18 protein-coding genes are annotated in these 19,865 nt (G+C 44.1%); 13 read left to right on the top strand and 5 right to left on the bottom strand.

Annotation, left to right across the window (positions count from 1 at the left end; translation table 11 throughout):
* The first annotated feature begins 2 nt into the window (after positions 1 to 2).
* The 10 genes from topA (at position 3) to E5983_RS01850 (ending at position 12,232) form a co-directional block, all read left to right on the top strand.
* A complete protein-coding gene (gene topA, locus E5983_RS01895) occupies positions 3 to 2,096 on the top strand; it encodes a type I DNA topoisomerase (protein WP_262092338.1) in 2,094 nt (697 codons plus the stop codon).
* Positions 2,096 to 3,433: a methylenetetrahydrofolate--tRNA-(uracil(54)-C(5))-methyltransferase (FADH(2)-oxidizing) TrmFO gene (gene trmFO, locus E5983_RS01890; protein WP_160332232.1), complete on the top strand. Its 1,338-nt coding sequence runs from the start codon at positions 2,096 to 2,098 to the stop codon at positions 3,431 to 3,433. Before topA ends, trmFO begins: the two co-directional genes overlap by 1 nt.
* Before the next feature lie 145 nt (positions 3,434 to 3,578).
* Entirely contained in the window at positions 3,579 to 4,415 is an 837-nt protein-coding gene (locus E5983_RS01885) for an alpha/beta hydrolase (protein WP_160332231.1), read from the top strand.
* Between the two features lie 12 nt (positions 4,416 to 4,427).
* Positions 4,428 to 5,168, top strand: coding sequence for an esterase family protein (locus E5983_RS01880; protein ID WP_160332230.1), 741 nt, complete (start codon positions 4,428 to 4,430; stop codon positions 5,166 to 5,168).
* 13 nt (positions 5,169 to 5,181) lie between these two features.
* Positions 5,182 to 6,348 carry an ATP-grasp domain-containing protein gene (locus tag E5983_RS01875; protein ID WP_160332229.1) on the top strand — a complete coding sequence of 389 codons (1,167 nt, stop codon included), beginning with the start codon at positions 5,182 to 5,184 and terminating at the stop codon, positions 6,346 to 6,348.
* A 142-nt stretch (positions 6,349 to 6,490) separates the two neighbouring features.
* Positions 6,491 to 7,459 (top strand): thiamine pyrophosphate-dependent dehydrogenase E1 component subunit alpha, encoded by a 969-nt coding sequence (locus tag E5983_RS01870; protein ID WP_160332228.1) that lies wholly within the window; start codon positions 6,491 to 6,493, stop codon positions 7,457 to 7,459.
* Between the two features lie 16 nt (positions 7,460 to 7,475).
* A complete protein-coding gene (locus tag E5983_RS01865; RefSeq protein ID WP_160332227.1) occupies positions 7,476 to 8,468 on the top strand; it encodes an alpha-ketoacid dehydrogenase subunit beta in 993 nt (330 codons plus the stop codon).
* A gap of 9 nt (positions 8,469 to 8,477) precedes the next feature.
* Complete coding sequence (locus E5983_RS01860; protein WP_160332226.1) at positions 8,478 to 9,521, top strand: dihydrolipoamide acetyltransferase; 1,044 nt, start codon at positions 8,478 to 8,480, stop codon at positions 9,519 to 9,521.
* Positions 9,522 to 9,533: 12 nt separating this feature from the next.
* On the top strand, positions 9,534 to 11,234 hold the full coding sequence (gene lpdA / locus E5983_RS01855; RefSeq protein WP_160332225.1) for a dihydrolipoyl dehydrogenase: 1,701 nt from the start codon (positions 9,534 to 9,536) through the stop codon (positions 11,232 to 11,234).
* 8 nt (positions 11,235 to 11,242) lie between these two features.
* On the top strand, positions 11,243 to 12,232 hold the full coding sequence (locus E5983_RS01850; protein WP_160332224.1) for a lipoate--protein ligase: 990 nt from the start codon (positions 11,243 to 11,245) through the stop codon (positions 12,230 to 12,232).
* 36 nt (positions 12,233 to 12,268) lie between these two features.
* Here the strand turns inward: E5983_RS01850 and xerS are convergent, their stop codons facing one another.
* The 5 genes from xerS to E5983_RS01825 all read right to left on the bottom strand — a co-directional run bounded on the left by xerS (position 12,269) and on the right by E5983_RS01825 (position 17,100).
* Positions 12,269 to 13,339 carry a tyrosine recombinase XerS gene (gene xerS, locus E5983_RS01845; RefSeq protein WP_160332223.1) on the bottom strand — a complete coding sequence of 357 codons (1,071 nt, stop codon included), beginning with the start codon at positions 13,337 to 13,339 and terminating at the stop codon, positions 12,269 to 12,271.
* 326 nt (positions 13,340 to 13,665) lie between these two features.
* Positions 13,666 to 14,349 (bottom strand): LD-carboxypeptidase LdcB/DacB, encoded by a 684-nt coding sequence (gene ldcB, locus E5983_RS01840; RefSeq protein ID WP_160332222.1) that lies wholly within the window; start codon positions 14,347 to 14,349, stop codon positions 13,666 to 13,668.
* Between the two features lie 87 nt (positions 14,350 to 14,436).
* The gene (gene ffh / locus E5983_RS01835; protein ID WP_160332221.1) at positions 14,437 to 16,005 is read right to left on the bottom strand and encodes a signal recognition particle protein; all 1,569 of its coding nucleotides are present in this window, start codon (positions 16,003 to 16,005) and stop codon (positions 14,437 to 14,439) included.
* Between the two features lie 9 nt (positions 16,006 to 16,014).
* On the bottom strand, positions 16,015 to 16,347 hold the full coding sequence (locus E5983_RS01830; protein ID WP_160332220.1) for a putative DNA-binding protein: 333 nt from the start codon (positions 16,345 to 16,347) through the stop codon (positions 16,015 to 16,017).
* Between the two features lie 57 nt (positions 16,348 to 16,404).
* Positions 16,405 to 17,100: a GntR family transcriptional regulator gene (locus tag E5983_RS01825; RefSeq protein WP_160332219.1), complete on the bottom strand. Its 696-nt coding sequence runs from the start codon at positions 17,098 to 17,100 to the stop codon at positions 16,405 to 16,407.
* Positions 17,101 to 17,235: 135 nt separating this feature from the next.
* Between E5983_RS01825 and guaA the strand changes: the two genes are divergently transcribed.
* From guaA to E5983_RS01810, 3 genes are all read left to right on the top strand, one after another.
* Positions 17,236 to 18,801: a glutamine-hydrolyzing GMP synthase gene (gene guaA, locus E5983_RS01820; RefSeq protein WP_160332218.1), complete on the top strand. Its 1,566-nt coding sequence runs from the start codon at positions 17,236 to 17,238 to the stop codon at positions 18,799 to 18,801.
* A 208-nt stretch (positions 18,802 to 19,009) separates the two neighbouring features.
* Positions 19,010 to 19,549, top strand: a complete 540-nt coding sequence (locus E5983_RS01815; protein ID WP_160332217.1) for a GNAT family N-acetyltransferase — start codon at positions 19,010 to 19,012, stop codon at positions 19,547 to 19,549.
* Between the two features lie 182 nt (positions 19,550 to 19,731).
* Positions 19,732 to 19,865 (top strand): IS630 transposase-related protein (locus tag E5983_RS01810; RefSeq protein ID WP_160332216.1); only part of this gene is annotated, 134 nt, incomplete at its 3' end.

Below are 19,865 nucleotides of genomic sequence, written 5' to 3'. Positions count from 1 at the left end.
AGGTGAAGAGATTGGTTACGAAAACAAAGAAAAAAACCACTCCTAAGAAAAATTTAGTGATCGTCGAATCCCCAGCCAAGGCTAAAACGATTGAGAAATATCTTGGTCGCAATTATAAAGTCATGGCTAGTGTGGGCCATATTCGCGATCTGAAAAAATCCTCCATGTCTGTTGATTTTGAAAACAATTACCAACCTGAATACATCAACATTCGTGGAAAAGGACCCCTAATCAACGATCTTAAGAAAGAAGCTAAAAAAGCCAAAAAAGTCTTTCTCGCAAGTGACCCGGACCGTGAAGGAGAAGCTATTTCTTGGCACCTGGCCCATATCCTGGATTTAAACCTAGAAGACGACAATCGCGTGGTTTTTAATGAAATCACAAAAGATGCGGTTAAGAGCGCTTTTAAAGAACCTCGGAGCATCAATATGGATCTAGTGGATGCCCAACAAGCCCGACGCGTTTTAGACCGGATTGTGGGGTATTCCATTTCTCCGATTCTTTGGAAAAAAGTCAAAAAAGGGTTGTCCGCCGGCCGGGTTCAATCTGTCGCCCTAAAATTGATTATTGACCGCGAAGCGGAAATCAATGCCTTCATTCCAGAAGAATACTGGACCCTCGATTCCGTCTTTAAAAAAGGCAATAAGCAGTTCCAAGCTTCATTTTATGGAGTGAACGGGAAAAAGAAAGAGTTGAAAACCAATGAGGATGTTCAGGAGGTACTCAGCCTTCTTAAATCCGATGACTTTGAGGTAACTAAGGTTGAAAAGAAGGAGCGCCGGAGAAATGCGCCCCTTCCTTACACAACCTCTTCCCTCCAACAAGATGCGGCCAACAAGCTCAATTTCCGGACTCGAAAAACCATGTCCGTGGCGCAGCAATTGTATGAGGGAATTAAAATTTCCGGCGGAGTTCAGGGGCTCATTACCTATATGCGTACTGACTCCACTCGGATTAGTCCCATTGCGACCAATGAGGCAGCTAACTTTATCACCGAGCGTTTTGGAGCCAATTATTCCAAACACGGAAGCAAGGTGCGAAATGCTAGCTCGGCCCAGGATGCTCACGAAGCCATTCGGCCCTCTAATGTCCACCTAACGCCTGAGTCTATCAGTAAGTATTTGGATAAGGACCAATTGAAACTCTACACATTGATTTGGAATCGTTTTGTAGCCAGTCAAATGACCGCAGCCATCTTTGATACCATGAAGGTCAATTTGGAACAAGCCGGTGTGCGTTTCACAGCTAATGGTAGTCAAGTTAAATTTGATGGGTATCTAGCTATTTATAATGACAGTGACCGCAATAAAATGCTGCCAGATATGGAGGTTGGCGATCAAGTCAAACGGATTTCCAGCAAACCCGAACAGCACTTTACACAGCCACCCGCTCGCTATTCAGAGGCAACCCTGATCAAAACCCTGGAGGAAAACGGTGTTGGCCGTCCTTCGACCTATGCTCCAACCATTGAAACCATCCAGAAACGCTATTATGTTAAATTGGCAGCCAAGCGCTTTGAACCAACCGAGTTGGGTGAAATTGTCAACAAGCTAATCGTCGAGTTCTTCCCAGACATTGTCGACGTTCATTTCACAGCCGACTTGGAAACCCGTTTGGATGATGTCGAGATTGGCCAGGAAGAATGGCAGAAGGTTATTGATCAGTTCTATCAACCCTTTAAAAAAGAATTGGGCAAGGCTGAGGAAGAAATGGAAAAAATCCAAATCAAGGATGAACCAGCTGGCTTTGACTGTGATGTCTGTGGAAATTCTATGGTGATCAAACTAGGCCGCTATGGAAAATTCTATGCCTGCAGTAATTTCCCCGACTGTCGTAATACTAAGGCGATTGTCAAGGAAATTGGTGTGACCTGCCCTCAATGCCAACAAGGGCAAGTAATCGAACGTAAGAGTAAAAAGAATCGCCTATTCTATGGTTGTGATCGCTATCCAGACTGTGAATTTACCAGCTGGGACAAACCTGTTGGGCGAAGTTGTCCAAAATGTCAGGGAACGCTCGTTGAAAAGAAAGTCCGCGGTGGCGGCAAGCAGGTTGTCTGTGTCAACGGAGACTATGAAGAAGCAAAGGTTAAATAATGTATAAAACAACTCATATTAATGTAATTGGCGCTGGTTTAGCCGGCAGTGAGGCGGCATATCAGATTGCCAAACGTGGCATCCCAGTTCGCCTGTATGAAATGCGAGGACCTAAAAAAACACCCCAACATAAAACCGATCAATTTGCCGAGTTGGTGTGCTCCAACTCGCTTAGAGGAGATGCCCTAACCAATGCGGTAGGATTGCTCAAGGAAGAAATGCGTCGCTTAGATTCTCTTATCTTAAAATCTGCAGAAGCAACCCGTGTTCCTGCAGGCGGAGCCTTGGCGGTCGACCGGGAAGGTTTCTCGCAAGCCGTGACAGAGGAACTATCTAACCATCCGCTGATTGAGGTTATCCGTGAAGAGATCCAAGACTTACCTGAGGATGAAATCACGATTGTGGCGACTGGTCCCTTAACCAGTGACGCCCTCGCTGAGAAGATCCACGCGCTCAATGGTGGAACTGGTTTTTACTTTTATGATGCGGCAGCTCCGATTGTGGATGTCAACACCATCGACCACAGTAAGGTTTACCTTAAATCTCGTTATGATAAAGGGGAAGCGGCCTACCTCAATGCTCCCATGATCAAGGAAGAATTTATGGCCTTCCATAATGCCTTGGTCAATGCAGAAGAAGCTCCGTTGAATTCGTTTGAAAAAGAAAAATATTTCGAAGGTTGTATGCCCATTGAGGTCATGGCGAAACGGGGAATCAAAACTATGCTCTACGGTCCGATGAAACCTGTTGGACTGGAATACCCAGACGACTATGAAGGGCCGCGGGATGGGGACTTCAAAACTCCTTATGCCGTAGTTCAGCTTCGTCAGGACAATGCGGCTGGTAGCCTTTACAATATTGTTGGCTTCCAAACCCACCTCAAATGGGGCGAGCAAAAACGGGTGTTCCAAATGATTCCTGGTTTGGAAAATGCTGAGTTCGTCCGCTATGGGGTGATGCACCGGAACTCCTATATGGATTCTCCTAATCTCCTCAGCCCAAGCTACCGTTCCAAAAAGCAAGCCAATCTCTTTTTTGCAGGACAAATGACGGGAGTTGAAGGTTATGTGGAATCAGCGGCTTCTGGCTTAGTAGCTGGGATTAATGCTGTTGCCCTTTTCCGGGGTGAAGAGGAGGTGCTTTTCCCGCAAACAACTGCCATTGGCAGTTTACCACACTATATTACTTCAACCGATAGCAAACACTTCCAGCCGATGAATGTAAACTTTGGGATTATCAAGGAATTGGATGGGCCGCGTATTCGTGATAAGAAGGAGCGGTATGAGAAAATTGCTGCACGAGCGCTGGAGGATTTGCAACCCTATCTTGAAAAATAAGAACTGAGACTGAGTCTGGCCTGGACTTGGTCTTATTTTTATTCATTTAAGAAAACTTTTTGAAAATCTTCAAAAATATATATACAGCCTTGGGCTTTTGTGGTATACTGAGTTAAAGTTTTTGAATATAGAGAGTTTTCAGACAATGAATCAATCTTACTTTTATTTAGACATGCAGACGCATGAATTGGAAGTTCCTTATAGTGGGGAAGCTCGGCGCGTGCGGGTTCTTCTTCCAAAGAACTACGAACAAGATACGGAGCGCTTCTATCCGGTTGTTTACTTCCATGATGGTCAGAATGTTCTCTATAGTAAAGAGGCTTTTAGTGGCTATTCTTGGAAGGTGATTCCAACAATTAAGCGTAATCCCGATATTGACCGGATGATTGTGGTGGCTATTGATAATGATGGCGAAAATCGCATGAATGAGTACTCTGCTTGGAAATTCCAAGGAGGGATCCCAGGTATTAGTTTTGGTGGTAAGGGAATTGAATATGCGGAATTTGTTATGGAAGTGGTAAAGCCCTTTATTGATCAAGAATATCGAACTAAGCCTCAACGGGAATATACGGCAATGGTTGGAAGTTCTCTTGGGGGGAACATTACTCAATTTATGGGGTTGGCCTACCAAGATCGGATTGGTTGTCTAGGAATTTTCTCTTCGGCCAACTTCCTACACCAGGACGCTTTCAATCGCTATATTGAACGAACACCGATGCTAGCTCCGCAACGGATTTATATCTATGTAGGAACTCAAGAAGACGATGAGACGGATAAGAGCTTAATTGGAGGTAATATTAAGCAAGCTTATGTTAGCTCTTCCATTCGCTATTTTAAAGATCTCATTCGTATGGGGCATAGTATTAACAATCTAGAATTAGTAGTGCAGACAGATGCTGAGCACAATGAGATTGCTTGGTCTGAACAACTAGGAGATTGTTTCCGATTTTTGAGTCGTTTTTGGCACCATGATGAAAGGTAAAAGGAGAAGGTTATGAATATAGAAAATCTTGTACATTGGAGTCACGAATTAGGTCGTGACATGCACTTGAACCGTTATGGGCATGCTGGAGTACCAGTGATTGTCTTCCCATCATCAGGTGGCAGCCACAATGAGTTTTATGATTTTGGCATGGTGCATGCGGCTCAACGTTTTGTTGACGAGGGCAAAGTCCAATTCTTCACCTTGTCTAGCATTGATGATGAAAGTTGGGAGGCCAATTGGAAGCCTGGTCATGATCGTGCTTTAGCACACTTGGCCTATGAACGCTACGTGATTCAAGAGGCAGTGCCTTTTATCAAATCCTTGACTAATTGGGAAGGATCTTTGATGACCTCTGGATGTTCCATGGGAGCTTATCATGCCTTGAACTTCTTCTTGCAACATCCAGATGTGTTTCAAACAGTAATTGCCTTGAGTGGTGTGTATGATGCTCGTTTCTTTGTTGGTGAATATGGAGATGATAAAGAAATTTACCAAAATTCTCCGAGCGACTATATCTGGCATCAAAATGATCCATGGTTCCTAGACCATTACAAGTCTGCTAATATCATTGTTTGCACGGGTCTAGGAGCTTGGGAACAAGATGGATTGCCCTCATTTTATAGCTTGAAAGCAGCCTTTGAGGACAAACAAATTCCAGCCTGGTTTGATGTGTGGGGCTATGATGTGGCCCATGATTGGGATTGGTGGCGTGTCCAATTCCCGTATTTCTTAGAAAGTCTTGATTTATAAAAGGAGATGAATTATGAATTACATCGTTATTTCACCGTATTACCCACAAAATTTTCAGAAATTTTCTATTGAATTGGCTAAACAAGGGGTCACTGTACTCGGTATTGGCCAAGAGCCTTATGAGCAGCTGGGGCATGAACTACAGGAGGCTATGACCGAATACTTCCGCGTATCTAACTTGGAAGATTTGGATGAAGTAAAACGTGCAGTGGCCTTTCTATTCTACAAACATGGTCCCATTGACCGCATTGAATCACAAAATGAATACTGGTTGGAAATGGATGCCCAACTACGGACACAATTTAATGTCTTTGGCCCTAAAAATGGAGATATTGAAAAGACTAAATTCAAGTCCAAAATGAAGGAAATTTTCCGTACAGCAGGGGTACCTGTAACTCCAGGGCGTGTTGTGACCACCGATGAAGAAGTGGAGGAAGCGGTTGAACGTCTCGGTCTTCCTCTCATTGCAAAACCGGATAATGGAGTAGGGGCTGCGGCAACTTATAAACTGGATGACCCACGTTCTGTTCGGGATTTCCTTGAAAATTGGGATCGCAGTGTAGCTTATTTCCTAGAACCATTTGTAACCAGTACAGAAATGTGTACCTTTGATGGCTTGGTCGATGCTGAGGGGAATATCGTTTGGTCAACATCCTTTGACTACACAGATACTCCATTAAACATTCTCTTACAGCAAAAAGGGTTTGCTTATTACACCCAGATGGAAGTCGATCCTTTACTACGCCAGTATGGAGAAGCAGCTGTCAAAGCATTCGGTATGAAAGAACGCTTCTTCCATATTGAGTTTTTCCGAAATGGCGATGACTATATCGCTGTCGAGTACAACAACCGTCCTGCTGGAGCCTTTGCAATAGATGTCTACAATTTTGGATATTCACGTGATCTTTTCCGTGACTATGCTAGCCTTGTTGCTGGTAATGGTTTCCCTGAAGCAGATGGTCCTGTAAATCATGCTCTGGCAATTGCTCGCCGTGATCGGTTCAATTATCAAATATCCAAAGAAGAGCTTTTGGAGCGCTATGCAGCGAATTTGAAAGCCAGCCTTCGTATGCCAGAAGCATTTGCAGAACTGCAAGGAAATGATATGTTTATCTTCACTTCAGACAATCTTAACGTCATTCACAATATCATCCACGATGTTGAAACGTTGGCGGAATAATTGGAACCAATCAAAGTCTAGCTAGTGTTAAAAAACTCTAACACTCTAGGCTTTTTTCTTTTGTAACTTTTCCTTTGACAGGGATTTCAAGACAAGATAAAATAAGAAGTGTAAGTTTGTGAAATTTAAGAAGGGGAAACATATGGAAACACTAGATAAATCTCTTTTACTGAACATGTTTCGTAAAATGGAAGAAATTCGTCGCATGGATTTAAAAATCGCCCAACTGGTGAGAAAAGGAAAAGTTCCAGGGATGACCCACTTTTCCGTTGGGGAAGAAGCTGCCAATGTTGGGGCTATGATGGCCCTCAATCCCGATGACTTGATCACCTCCAACCACCGTGGTCACGGCCAAGCCATCGCAAAAGGCATCAATCTTAATGAAATGATGGCTGAAATCCTCGGGAAATACACCGGAACCTGTAAAGGGAAAGGGGGGTCCATGCACATTGCTGATCTGGATGCTGGAAACCTGGGGGCCAATGGAATTGTTGGGGGTGGTATGGGGATCGCCGTTGGTGCTGCCCTAACCCAACAAATGAAAGGAACCGACAAAATTGTTGTCTGCTTCTTTGGCGATGGGGCTACCAATGAGGGAGCCTTCCACGAAGCGGTAAACATGGCCTCTATTTGGAAATTACCGGTTATTTTTGCTTGTATCAATAATGGTTACGGTATCTCAGCAGATATCAAAAAAATGACCAATGTGGAGCATATTTATCAACGGGCTACTGCCTATGGAATTCCAGGTATCTTTGTTGAAGATGGTAATAATATCTTGGATGTCTATAAAGGTTTCCAAGAAGCCGTTGCCCATGTTCGTTCTGGTAAGGGACCTGTTCTGATTGAAAGTGTAACCTATCGTTGGTTGGGACACTCCTCTTCTGACCCAGGTAAATACCGGACACGCGAAGAAGTTGAAGAATGGAAGAAAAAGGACCCGATTGAAAATTTACGGAAATACCTACTAGATCAGCAAATCGCTAGTTCTGAGGAATTGGATACTATCCAGGAAGAAGTTAAAGAGCTGGTGGAAGAATCTGTTCGATTTGCTGAAAACAGCCCATTCCCACCCCTAGAATCAGCCTTTGAAGATGTTTATGCGGAGTAAGAGAGGTATATCACACATGGAAACTAAATTAATGTCATTTCGGGATACCATTATCCTAGCTATGTCTGAAGAAATGCGCCGAGATCCAGATGTTTTCCTGATGGGAGAAGATGTCGGAATCTTTGGTGGCGATTTTGGAACTTCTGTCGGGATGTTAGAAGAATTTGGTCCCGAGCGGGTTCGCGATACGCCGATTTCAGAATCAGCCATTTCTGGTGCTGCAGCAGGTGCTGCCATGACTGGGCTCCGTCCGATTGTCGATATGACCTTTATGGACTTTTCTGTCATTGCTATGGATGCGATTGTCAACCAGGCTGCTAAGACCCGCTACATGTTTGGAGGCAAGGGCAAGGTGCCTATGACTGTCCGCTGTGCAGCTGGGAATGGTGTTGGCTCGGCAGCCCAGCACTCCCAATCCTTGGAGAGCTGGTTTACCCATATTCCAGGCTTGAAGGTTGTCGCTCCGGGAACCCCTGCCGATATGAAGGGGCTTCTTAAAGCCTCTATCCGCGATAATAACCCTGTTATTATCTTAGAGTACAAATCCGAATTTAACCAAAAAGGCGAGGTGCCGGTCGATCCTGAATATGTGATCCCTTTAGGTAAGGGGGAAATTAAAAGAGAAGGAACCGATGTCACCGTCGTAACCTATGGTAAAATGCTTCGGCGTGTTCTCCAGGCGGCAGAAGAGTTAGCTGAGACTGGCGTGTCTGTTGAAGTCGTTGATCCACGGACCTTGGTGCCTCTGGATAAGGAAATCATCATCAATTCCGTCAAGAAAACAGGAAAAGTTGTTCTCGTCAACGATGCTCATAAAACAAGCGGTTTTATTGGAGAGATTTCTGCAATAATTGCTGAATCAGAGGCCTTTGATTATTTGGACGCCCCAATTCGCCGCTGTGCGGGTGAAGACGTTCCAATGCCTTATGCTGCAAATCTTGAGAATGCGATGATTCCAACAGTTGAAAGCATTAAAGAAACCATTCTGAAAACCGTAAATAAAGAATAAGGAGAAGCAATGTCTGACGAAAAACTAAGAGCAACTCCTGCAGCTCGTAAATTAGCGGATCAATTGGGGATTAATCTCTATGATGTAGCTGGAACGGGAGCAAAAGGACGGGTCCATCAAGAAGATGTAGCGGACCATAAGAATGCCCATGTAGTCCGAATTTCACCCTTGGCAAAACGGATTGCCATGGAACACAATATTGCTTGGCAAGAAATTCAGGGGCGGGGAGTCAATGGTAAAATTATGAAACAGGACATCTTGGCTCTGCTACCAGAGAACCTCGAAGAAGGAACCACCAAGTCTCCAGCTGTGATTGAAAAAGTCGAGGAAGTTCCAGATACACAAACCGAATGGGGAACGATTGAACGGATTCCAATGACACCGATGCGCAAAGTCATTGCCCAACGCATGGTCGATTCTTATCTCACTGCACCAACCTTTACCCTCAATTATGAGGTTGACATGACCGAGATGTTGGCCTTGCGTAAGAAGGTTCTGGATCCAATTATGGAAGAGACAGGCAAAAAGGTGACTGTAACCGACTTGATTTCACTAGCGGTGATCAAAACCTTGATGAAACACCCCTACCTCAACTCTAGCTTGACCGAAGATGGTCAAACCATTATTACCCATGATTATGTGAATTTAGCCATGGCTGTAGGGATGGATGGTGGTCTCTTGACCCCGGTTGTCTTTAATGCCGAAAAACTCTCCCTCTCCCAGCTGGTTGTAGCCTTTAAAGATGTCATTGGTCGCGCGCTGGATATGAAACTAGCTCCAAGTGAATTGCAAAATTCAACCTTTACCATCAGTAATCTGGGGATGTTTGGTGTCCAATCCTTTGGTCCCATCATCAACCAACCCAACTCAGCGATTCTTGGTGTGAGTGCAACAATTGAGAAGCCAGTCGCCTTAAATGGTGAAGTGGTTATCCGCCCGATGATGAGCCTTGGTCTCACAATTGACCACCGTGTCGTAGATGGGATGGCAGGGGCTAAATTTATGAAAGACTTGAAAGCCCTGATTGAAAACCCTATTTCAATGTTAATTTAGAAGGAGTAAAGAATGGCCTTAGAAGTAATTATGCCTAAAGCCGGTGTCGATATGACCGAAGGTCAAATCGTCCAGTGGAATAAAAAAGTAGGAGAATTTGTCAAAGAAGGGGAAATTCTTCTGGAAATCATGACTGACAAGGTCAGCATGGAATTAGAAGCTGAAGAGGATGGCTACCTCATCGCTATTTTGAAAGGCGACGGGGAAACGGTACCGGTCACAGAAGTCATCGGTTATCTCGGAGCTGAAGGTGAAAATATTCCAACAGCTTCTGCAGCCGCTCCAGTTGCGGATAGTCCTAGTGCAGCTCCAGCTCAGGAAGATTCGAGCAAGAGTGATGCTGCTTATGACATCGTTGTAATCGGTGGTGGTCCTGCCGGATATGTGGCTGCCATTAAGGCTTCTCAATTAGATGGTAAGGTGGCCTTGGTTGAGAAAACAGCCCTTGGTGGAACCTGTCTGAACCGTGGCTGTATCCCAACCAAAACCTATCTCCACAATGCTGAGATCATTGAAAGTTTGGGACATGCCGCTGACCGTGGAATCATGGTTGAAAATCCAAATTTCACTGTCGACATGGACAAGGTTGTCGCTACCAAAGATAAAGTCGTTGCTACACTGGTTGGCGGTGTTGGAGGTCTCATGCGCTCTTATGGAGTCGACGTCCATATGGGTGTCGGAACCATCACCAAAGATAAAAATGTCTTGGTTGATGGAAGCACGCTCCTTGAGACCAAAAAGATTATCCTAGCTGGTGGTTCCAAAGTAAGCAAAATTAACGTACCGGGTATGGAATCTGAGCTTGTTATGACGAGTGATGATATTCTGAACCTCAAGGAAGTGCCAGAACACCTGGTTGTTATTGGTGGCGGAGTTGTCGGAATTGAATTGGGACAAGCCTTTATGACCTATGGTTCGAAGGTAACCGTTATCGAAATGACCGATCGCATTGTCCCAGCTATGGATAAGGAAATTTCGAAGAGCCTACGTCTCATCTTGGAACGCAAAGGCATGACCATCCATACTGAAACCAAACTTGAGGAAATCATTGAAGAAAATGGTAAACTGCGGATCAAGGTCGCTGGTCAAGACGATATCGTAGCTGATAAAGCCCTTCTTTCAATCGGACGGGTTCCAGACTTGGAAGGTATGGGAGAAGTTAACTTTGACCTAGAAAATGGCCGTATCAAGGTCAATGAATACATGGAAACCTCTGTGGCAGGTGTTTATGCCCCTGGGGACATCAATGGAACCAAGATGTTGGCGCATGCGGCTTTCCGGATGGGAGAAGTGGCCGCAGAAAACGCCCTAAAAGGCAACCATGTGGTAGCTAAGTTGAACCTTACACCAGCTGCTATCTATACTCTACCTGAAGTCGCTGCGGTTGGTTTGACCGAAGAACAGGCGCGTGAAAAATATGACGTGGCTATCGGTAAATTTAATTTTGGAGCCAATGGTCGTGCGATCGCTTCTGATGCCGCCCAAGGTTTTGTAAAAGTCATTGCTGATAAGAAATATGGAGAAATTCTAGGGGTTCATATTATTGGTCCAGCTGCAGCCGAATTGATCAATGAAGCCTCTACCATTATTGAAATGGAGATCACCGTGGAAGAAGTTCTTAAAACCATCCATGGCCACCCAACTTACTCAGAAGTCATGTATGAAGCCTTTGCAGATGTCCTCAATCTAGCTGTACATGCTCCCAAGAAATAGGAGATTTCATGAAATACATTGTTAACGAAAGCAATGATACCGCTTTTAATATCGCTCTAGAAGAGTATGCCTTTAAACAAATGCTGGATGAAGATATGATCTTTATCCTCTGGATCAACAAACCATCCATCATCGTTGGCCGTCACCAAAATACCATTGAAGAAATTAACCGAGACTATGTTCGGGAAAATGACATTGAAGTTGTCCGCCGAATCAGTGGTGGTGGCGCTGTTTACCATGATTATAACAACCTCAACTACACCATCATCTCCAATGAGAATCAAGACAAGCTGTTTGATTTCAAGAGTTTCTCGATCCCAGTCATCAATACCCTGGCAGAACTAGGGGTCAAGGCTGAATTTACCGGTCGTAATGACTTAGAAATCGATGGTAAGAAATTTGGTGGGAATGCCCAAGCCTATATCAAGGGACGGATCATGCACCATGGAGCTTTACTTTTTGATGTAGACCTATCTGTCCTCAGTAAAGCCCTTCAGGTTTCTAAACATAAAATCGAATCCAAAGGGGTGAAATCAGTTCGAGCGCGTGTGACCAACATTGTTGACGAGCTTGAAGAGAAAATTTCGGTTCTGGAATTCCGCGATCTACTATTGGATTACATGAAAAAAGAGTATCCGGAGATGGCCGAATACACTTTCTCAGACGCTGAACTGGAAGAAATTCGCCAAAATCGCGATGCCAAATTTGGGAACTGGGATTGGAACTACGGTAAATCTCCAGCCTACAACATTCGTCGCACCATTAAATTCTCAAGTGGTTTGATTGATGCCTACGTCAATGTGGTTGATTCACGCATTGATAATCTCAAGATTTACGGAGATTTCTTCGGAATTGAAGACGTAGCGGCAGTAGAGGAGGCCTTAATCGGCCTAGCCTATGAAAGAGACGTAGTCCTTGCCAAACTCAAAGAATTGGATCTAAGCCGCTATTTCGCTGGCATTTCAGCTCAAGAAATTGCAGAAGCGATCGTAGAGTAGGACTCGTAAGCAGCTATAATGAATGATAAAAATGCCTTAGAGTTTATCTAAGGCATTTTTTTGCTCTTCGTCGACAATATGGGTATAGAGATCTGTAACCTGAGTACTGGCATGACCCAGTTGATGGCTAACCAAAACTTGAGATTTAGTAGCATCATAGAGCCGAGTTGCCAGAGTGTGGCGTAGTTTATGGGGAGTGACTCGAATTTTAAAGGATTCTGAATACTTGGCAACCATTTTTTCAATACTAGAAGCATCCATCCGATTGGCCTGACCTCGGTATTCACTTAAAAAAAGTGCCAGATTCTGTTTTTCAGGCTTGTAACGTTTATCACGAATTTCTAAGTATTGCATCAGGTAGGGTTTAGCGAAACCTGCAATAGGAACGGCATCCCGTCGTCCACCTTTCCGAGTGACCTCAGCAATCATCATCTGAACATTGAGGTCCCGCACATCTAGGTTAACTGCTTCAGATAAACGGATCCCCGAGGCCAGTAGCAGGGCTATCAAAGCTAAATCTCGCTCTTTATTTTTCTCATAGGAGCTGAGGGCGCGTTTGGACAGTTGTTTGGGATAATCATCCTCAATGTGACGAAGAAATCCCTCAGTCTCATCTCCTAAAAAGAGCTTTTGCTTGATGGTTTCCGCCCTCGCTGCCAAGGTTTCTTTTTTCTTTTTTGTAGCAACTTTTTTCATGACATTGCGATAGAAATAAGGTTCGCCTTGCTCGTTTTCAACTTCCTCGGTTAAAAATTTAAAGAGACTTGAGAGAGCCGAGAGAGTCCGGTTAATGGTTGTTTGTGACAATCCGGTCTTGGTAGAATTGGCATTTAACAAGGGACGTTCACGTAGGTACAAAACAAAGGCCTCTAAATCTTTTTTGGATAGATGCTCCAGCGTTTCAATCGGAATCTCCTTGATTTCTGTAACCGAAACTAAATCGGTCTCCATCAACCATGAAAAAAATCGCTGGTATTCTTTTAGATATTCGTATAAGGTTGGAAAACTGTAAGGAACGGTTAACTTGGATTGGTAATATTCCAAAACGTACCAAGGCATGACTTGTTTTAAATCTTCAATTTTTTCTAGTAATAATTCACGACGCATAAGCACCTCCAAATTCTCTAATAGTAGTGTATCAAAGACAAAAACTTTTTTCAAGAAAATTACAGTTTTTCGGAAAGATGTTATTGATTGAACTGCCAACCACTTTTGAAGGCTAATCTCATAGACTCTTTATAAAACCCTTGGTAGGCTGAAAATACTCTTACTTGCTGCCTGAAAATCTTTTTAAAGCATTGACTGTTCACACAAAGTCACTCGAAGAATTTTAGCTTCATACTTTTTTGACTCATGAATTCTCTAAAACAAATTTATGTTAAACAAAGTCTACCAGATAGCCTAAAATTTTCAGACTATCTGGTGAAGTCTTGTTAATCTTCATAATCTCCACCCGGCACCTCAAAGTATTCTTCCAGGCTTAAACCAGATTTGGCAATCTTTTGGGCTTCTGAGCCAATATACCGAATATGCCAACTTTCTGCTGTGTAACCGGTGATTTCTTCCTTGTCCTCTGTATAACGGACAATAAAACCATAATCTGCAGCATGCTCACGTAGCCACTGGCTGGCTTTAGCTTCGGTCAAAAGATTGCCTGCTGTATCAATAAGATCATAGGCTAGACCTGTTTGGTGTTCACTATAGCCAGGTCGGGCTGAATAACGATCGGCTTCAGCCTGCCCATCTTGAGCAACATAATTTTGATATAGTTGACTTTGGTTCTCATAAGAACGATAGCCGCTATAATGGTCGCTGATTGGGAAACCTTCCTCCTGCATGGCTGTAACCAGCTGCCTAAAAGCGGATTGAGCTTCGGGGTCTTCTCCAGGAGCATAGTTGGCAGCTAGAGGATGTTTTTTATTAACGATAATAATCTCCTGGCCATCAGCTCCTTGAACACTGTAGTAACTTCCTTGGTAACGAAGCTTGTTTGCTTTCTGTTCCTTTCTCACGGATTGCTGTTCTGGATTTTCGGTAGCCTTCTTTTGGGCTTTTTGGCCACAGGCTACTAAAGCCAGAGCCATACAGGCTAAGGCTAGCCATTTCTTTCCTTTCATTGAATCCTCCTTTGTGTTGGACTTCACATGTATAGAAATGCTAGAAAAACTCAAGGTTGTTGGGCATGAACCTTGAGTTTTTCTGCTTTATTTTTTCTTCCGTTTTTTCTTAGCTTTTTTCAGCTGTTTGTTCATGCGGTTCATGGCTTGTTTGGTTGCAAATTGGCCTAGTTTGCCTTTGAGGCCGCCTCCGAAGAGTTGGCTCATATCCAAATCGCCACCAAGAGCGGAGAGATCTGGCATGCCATTGGCTCCCATCATGCCTTCCAAGGCGGACATGTCCATACCGTTCATGTTCGGCATATTTTTAGGAAGCTGGTTGGGGTTCATGCCCATTTGTTTCATCATTTTATTCATATCGCCGGACATAACCCCTTGCATCATTTGTTTGGCTTGGTTAAAGTCCTTGATGAATTTGTTGACTTCAACAAAGCTATTGCCTGAACCAGCCGCAATCCGGCGGCGGCGGGCAGGGTTTAGTAGGTCTAGATTTTCCCGTTCGGCGGGGGTCATGGAGTAGATGATAGCTTTACGGCGGGCCACTTCTTTTTCATCGACCTTGAGATTTTTGAGGGCGGGGTTGCTGGCCATGCCTGGAATCATCTTCAGCAAATCTTCCATTGGTCCCATATTTTGGACTTGGTCTAGTTGATCAAGGAAATCATTGAAGTCAAAGGTGTTTTCCCGCATTTTTTCAGCGATTTCCAGGCTCTTTTGCTGATCGTATTCCTGAGAAGCTTTTTCAATCAGCGTTAACAAGTCTCCCATACCGAGAATCCGGCTGGCCATGCGGTCTGGGTAGAAGGCTTCAATGTCGGTAATCTTTTCACCTGTACCGGTAAATTTAATTGGTTTTCCAGTGATTTGACGAACAGATAGAGCTGCTCCCCCACGGGTGTCCCCATCCATTTTGGTCAGGATCACCCCGGTTACTTCCAACTGCTCGTTAAATTCACGGGCAATATTGGCTGCTTCTTGACCAATCATGGCATCAACAACCAAGAGAATCTCATTTGGTTGGGCAAAGTCCTTGATGTCTTTCAACTCCTGCATGAGCAGTTGGTCAATCTGCAAGCGTCCCGCTGTATCAATCAGAACGTAGTCATTTTTCTGTTCCCGTGCTTGCTCCAAACCAGCTTTGACAATATCCAGGGCTGGTACTTCTGTCCCCATGGCAAAAACAGGGACATCAATTTGCTGGCCAAGCGTTTTCAATTGATCAATCGCAGCTGGTCGGTAAATATCTGCCGCAATCAGCAAGGGACGGGCATTTTCTTCCTTCTTTAACTTATTGGCCAGTTTCCCAGCAAAGGTCGTTTTACCGGCCCCCTGAAGACCAGCCATCATGATAATGGTTGGAATCTTAGGTGATTTTTCAAGCTCAGCTCGATCTGATCCTAAGAGGCTGGTTAGCTCTTCGTTGACAATTTTAATCACCTGTTGGGCTGGATTGAGAGTGTCAATGACCTCTTGTCCCAAAGCCCGTTCCCGGATTTGTTTAATAAAGTCTTTAACAACAGGCAGGGCCACGTCAGCCTCTAAGAGGGCCATCCGAATTTCTTTGGTTGCTTCCTGAATATCTTTTTCATCAATCTTGCCTTTTTTCCGTAAGTTTTTAAATACGGACTGCAGGCGATCAGTTAAACTTTCAAACATATTTCATCCTCACTCTCGGTTATCAATACTGGTTAAAATGTCAATTTTTTCCTTGAGAAAAGTGTCCTCTGGGTAGGCGGTTTGGATTTCCTCCAAAATCTGGCTGCGAACAATGTAGTCCGAGTACATATGCAGCTTGCGCTCATAGTCCTCCAAAATTCGCTCAGTCCGCTTAATATTGTCATAAACAGCCTGACGACTGACCTGGTATTCTTCCGCAATTTCCGCCAAGGAATAATCGTCCGCATAATATAGCTCAATGTAGTTCATCTGCTTATCCGTTAATAAAGCAGCATAAAACTCAAACAAAGCGTTCATGCGATTGGTTTTTTCAATTTCCATAGTATTTCCATTATATCAAAATACGAAAGAAACCGCCTGATTTTCGAGGCGATTTCCTTAGTTTTCAAAATAAAATTCAAAGCGATCAGCCGCATATTGGCTTTTAACATACTCAAAGGCTTGCCCATCTTCCAGGTAGGATAATTGAGTGAGCGCTAAAACTGCCTGACCCTTGGGAAGTTTTAGATAGTGGGCAATGGGATCCCCTACCAGCTTAGCACTGATGGTCTGGCTGGACTTGCCAATACGGTAGCCCTTTTCTTCAAGGCTTTGGAAAAAGTGGCTGGTTACCTGCTCTTTGGGCAGGTCTTTGATAAATTTCTCTGGGATAGAGGCAATTTCATAAACAACGGGGAGATCATCGGCATACCGGACCCTTTCCATGCGAATGATATTGTCCTCCTTGGCAATCCCCAAGCAGTCCACCTCTTGCTGGCTGGGTAGGGTTCGCCGATAGGAAATCAGCTGACTGGACGGTACCTTTCCTTGCGATTGAATAATCTCTGTAAAAGAGGTCGTTCCCCTCATTTTTTCTTGCACACGGGTCGAAGCAATAAAGGTTCCACTTCCAACGCGACGCTCCAGCACCCCTTCTTCAACTAAAAGTGTAATGGCCTGGCGCAGAGTCATCCGACTTACCTGGTAGTGGGTCGCTAAATCGCGCTCGCTAGGCAGGCGTTGCCCAATCTTCCACCGTCCTTGATCGATAGCGGTTTTAATATCATCATGTATTTCTAAGTAAGCTGGGCGCATGGCTCCTCCCCCTTCCTTCTTTTTATTTTAGTGACCTAGTGAGGAAAAGTCAACTTAATGTAGCTTTCTTGGCAAGGACTAAGGTCTATGATACAATGGAAACTATAAAAAATCTAACATTAGGAAAGGGATTAGATGACTACAATCACTCCTGACATGAAAGATGTCGAAAAAATTATCGTTCTGGATTATGGTAGCCAATACAACCAATTGATTTCCCGTCGTGTGCGTGAAATGGGTGTATTCTCTGAACTAAAAAGCCATAAACTCAGTGCCCAAGAAGTGAAAGAGATGAACCCAATCGGAATCATCCTCTCCGGTGGTCCAAACTCTGTCTATGAAGAAGGATCCTTCGATATTGACCCAGAAATCTTTGAGTTGGGAATCCCTGTACTCGGAATTTGTTACGGAATGCAACTAATGACCCATAAGTTGGGTGGAAAAGTTGTGCCGGCTGGTGAAGCTGGAAACCGTGAATATGGTCAATCCAATTTAACCCATACTCCAGATAGTTCGCTCTTTGTTGAAACTCCTGAAGAACAGCTAGTCTTGATGAGTCATGGAGATGCGGTTACAGAAATTCCTGAAAACTTTGTCCGTACTGGTACTTCTTTAGACTGTCCTTTTGCAGCGATTGAAAATCCGGATAAGAACCTCTACGGGATTCAATTCCACCCAGAAGTTCGCCACTCCGTCTACGGTTTCAATCTTTTGAAAAACTTTGTGTTCAACATCTGTGGAGCCAAAGGCGACTGGACTATGAACAACTTCATTGAGATGGAGATCAAAAAAATCCGTGAAACCGTTGGTGATCGGAAAGTCCTCCTTGGTCTTTCCGGTGGAGTTGATTCCTCAGTTGTTGGTGTGCTACTTCAAAAAGCCATTGGTGACCAATTGATCTGTATCTTTGTGGATCACGGACTCCTTCGTAAAGGTGAAGCCGACCAGGTTATGGACATGCTCGGAGGCAAATTCGGCCTTAATATCGTCAAAGCCGACGCTGCTGAACGTTTCTTGTCTAAACTAGCTGGTATATCGGATCCTGAACAAAAACGGAAAATCATCGGTAACGAGTTTGTTTATGTCTTCGATGATGAAGCCCGTAAATTGGACGGAGTTGATTTCCTAGCCCAAGGTACCCTCTACACAGACATCATCGAATCTGGAACAGACACTGCCCAAACGATTAAATCCCACCACAACGTGGGTGGTCTCCCAGAAGACCTGCAATTTGAATTGATTGAGCCCCTCAACACCCTCTTCAAAGATGAAGTCCGTGCCCTCGGAACAGAACTCGGCATGCCAGATGAAGTTGTATGGCGCCAACCATTCCCAGGACCAGGCCTTGCCATCCGTGTGATGGGTGAAATCACAGAAGAAAAACTCCAAACCGTCCGCGAATCCGACGCCATCCTCCGCGAAGAAATTCAAAAAGCTGGCCTCGACCGTGACGTTTGGCAATACTTCACCGTTAACACCGGCGTTCGCTCTGTCGGCGTTATGGGAGACGGACGGACTTACGACTACACCCTCGCCATCCGTGCTATCACATCCATCGACGGCATGACCGCCGACTTCGCCCAACTACCATGGGACGTCTTGAAAAAAATCTCCGTCCGCATCGTTAACGAAGTCGACCACGTCAACCGCATCGTCTACGACATCACCAGCAAACCACCCGCAACAGTTGAGTGGGAATAAAAAGGTCCAGTGGACCTTTTTATCCCGAGCTTAAAAATTAGAGAGCGAGGTTGAGTCCAGTGGACCTTTTTATCCCGAGCTTAAAATTTAGAGAGCGAGGCTGAGTCCTGTGGACTGGTTTACCCGCCTAAATGAGAAAGAGGCGCTAGATCCTGTGGCAATAAATCATTGAAGAGACCTGCTAGGTCTCTTTTTACTAGGAGTTTATATGAATCAGATTGTACAGTTACTCCCCCTAGAAGATTGGGATCGAGAGCAATTTATTACAGATAATCAGGAAGCCTTTAATTTCGGAGCTTTGGAAGAATTTGGACTTCGTGATCAACACTTTGAGGAAGACGGACAAATTATTTCACGCGCTACAATCGAACAAGCCATTGCAGATGGTCAAGCCTATCGAATTGTTGATGAAGCCAACACTATCCTTGGAGGTGTTGTCCTCAAAATTGAAGGTGAAAAAGGAGAATTAGATTTATTGTTTGTATCACCTGCAGCTCACAGCAAAGGCATCGGCTATGCGACCTGGTGTGAAATCGAAAAATGCCATCCAGAGGTCAAAATATGGGAAACTATGACCCCCTATTTTGAACAACGCAATATCCACTTCTACGTCAATCGGTGCGGTTTTCGCATTGTCGAATTTTTCAACAAATTCCATACGAATCCAAATGAGGCGGATGAAGTTTCTGAAAAAATTCAGGAGCAATTCCCAGATGGGATGTTTCGCTTTCAAAAGATAATCGAATAAGAACTGCTTGACCCGTGCCTGCTCCTCCTTATACTCTTTGAAAATCAAAACTATTCGTTGTCAACTCGCTTTGCCGTACGTCTAGTACTGTCTGCAGCTCGTTTCCTAGACTATTTTTGATTTTCTTTGAGTATTATAGTAGAATGAAACAAAAACCGTACACTTTGTACTATACTATTTTTATGGCATATTCAGTAGATTTTCGTGAAAAAGTTCTTTCATATTGTGAGAATATTGGCAGTATTTCTGAAGCAGCAACTGTTTTCCAAATTTCTCGTAATACCATTTATCAATGGATTAAATTAAAAGAGAAAAC

The sequence above is a fragment of the Streptococcus danieliae genome (genome assembly GCF_009767945.1).
Lineage (GTDB): Bacteria > Bacillota > Bacilli > Lactobacillales > Streptococcaceae > Streptococcus > Streptococcus danieliae.
The sequence above is the reverse complement of the archived record's forward strand: the minus strand, read 5'-3'. Positions and strand labels throughout refer to the sequence as shown.

Coding starts and splice junctions, on each gene's coding strand:
- trmFO (WP_160332232.1), top strand. CDS start 2,096: ATGTATAAAACAACTCATATTAATGTAATTGGCGCTGGTTTAGCCGGC.
- E5983_RS01885 (WP_160332231.1), top strand. CDS start 3,579: ATGAATCAATCTTACTTTTATTTAGACATGCAGACGCATGAATTGGAA.
- E5983_RS01880 (WP_160332230.1), top strand. CDS start 4,428: ATGAATATAGAAAATCTTGTACATTGGAGTCACGAATTAGGTCGTGAC.
- E5983_RS01875 (WP_160332229.1), top strand. CDS start 5,182: ATGAATTACATCGTTATTTCACCGTATTACCCACAAAATTTTCAGAAA.
- E5983_RS01870 (WP_160332228.1), top strand. CDS start 6,491: ATGGAAACACTAGATAAATCTCTTTTACTGAACATGTTTCGTAAAATG.
- E5983_RS01865 (WP_160332227.1), top strand. CDS start 7,476: ATGGAAACTAAATTAATGTCATTTCGGGATACCATTATCCTAGCTATG.
- E5983_RS01860 (WP_160332226.1), top strand. CDS start 8,478: ATGTCTGACGAAAAACTAAGAGCAACTCCTGCAGCTCGTAAATTAGCG.
- lpdA (WP_160332225.1), top strand. CDS start 9,534: ATGGCCTTAGAAGTAATTATGCCTAAAGCCGGTGTCGATATGACCGAA.
- E5983_RS01850 (WP_160332224.1), top strand. CDS start 11,243: ATGAAATACATTGTTAACGAAAGCAATGATACCGCTTTTAATATCGCT.
- xerS (WP_160332223.1), bottom strand. CDS start 13,339: ATGCGTCGTGAATTATTACTAGAAAAAATTGAAGATTTAAAACAAGTC.
- ldcB (WP_160332222.1), bottom strand. CDS start 14,349: ATGAAAGGAAAGAAATGGCTAGCCTTAGCCTGTATGGCTCTGGCTTTA.
- ffh (WP_160332221.1), bottom strand. CDS start 16,005: ATGTTTGAAAGTTTAACTGATCGCCTGCAGTCCGTATTTAAAAACTTA.
- E5983_RS01830 (WP_160332220.1), bottom strand. CDS start 16,347: ATGGAAATTGAAAAAACCAATCGCATGAACGCTTTGTTTGAGTTTTAT.
- E5983_RS01825 (WP_160332219.1), bottom strand. CDS start 17,100: ATGCGCCCAGCTTACTTAGAAATACATGATGATATTAAAACCGCTATC.
- guaA (WP_160332218.1), top strand. CDS start 17,236: ATGACTACAATCACTCCTGACATGAAAGATGTCGAAAAAATTATCGTT.
- E5983_RS01815 (WP_160332217.1), top strand. CDS start 19,010: ATGAATCAGATTGTACAGTTACTCCCCCTAGAAGATTGGGATCGAGAG.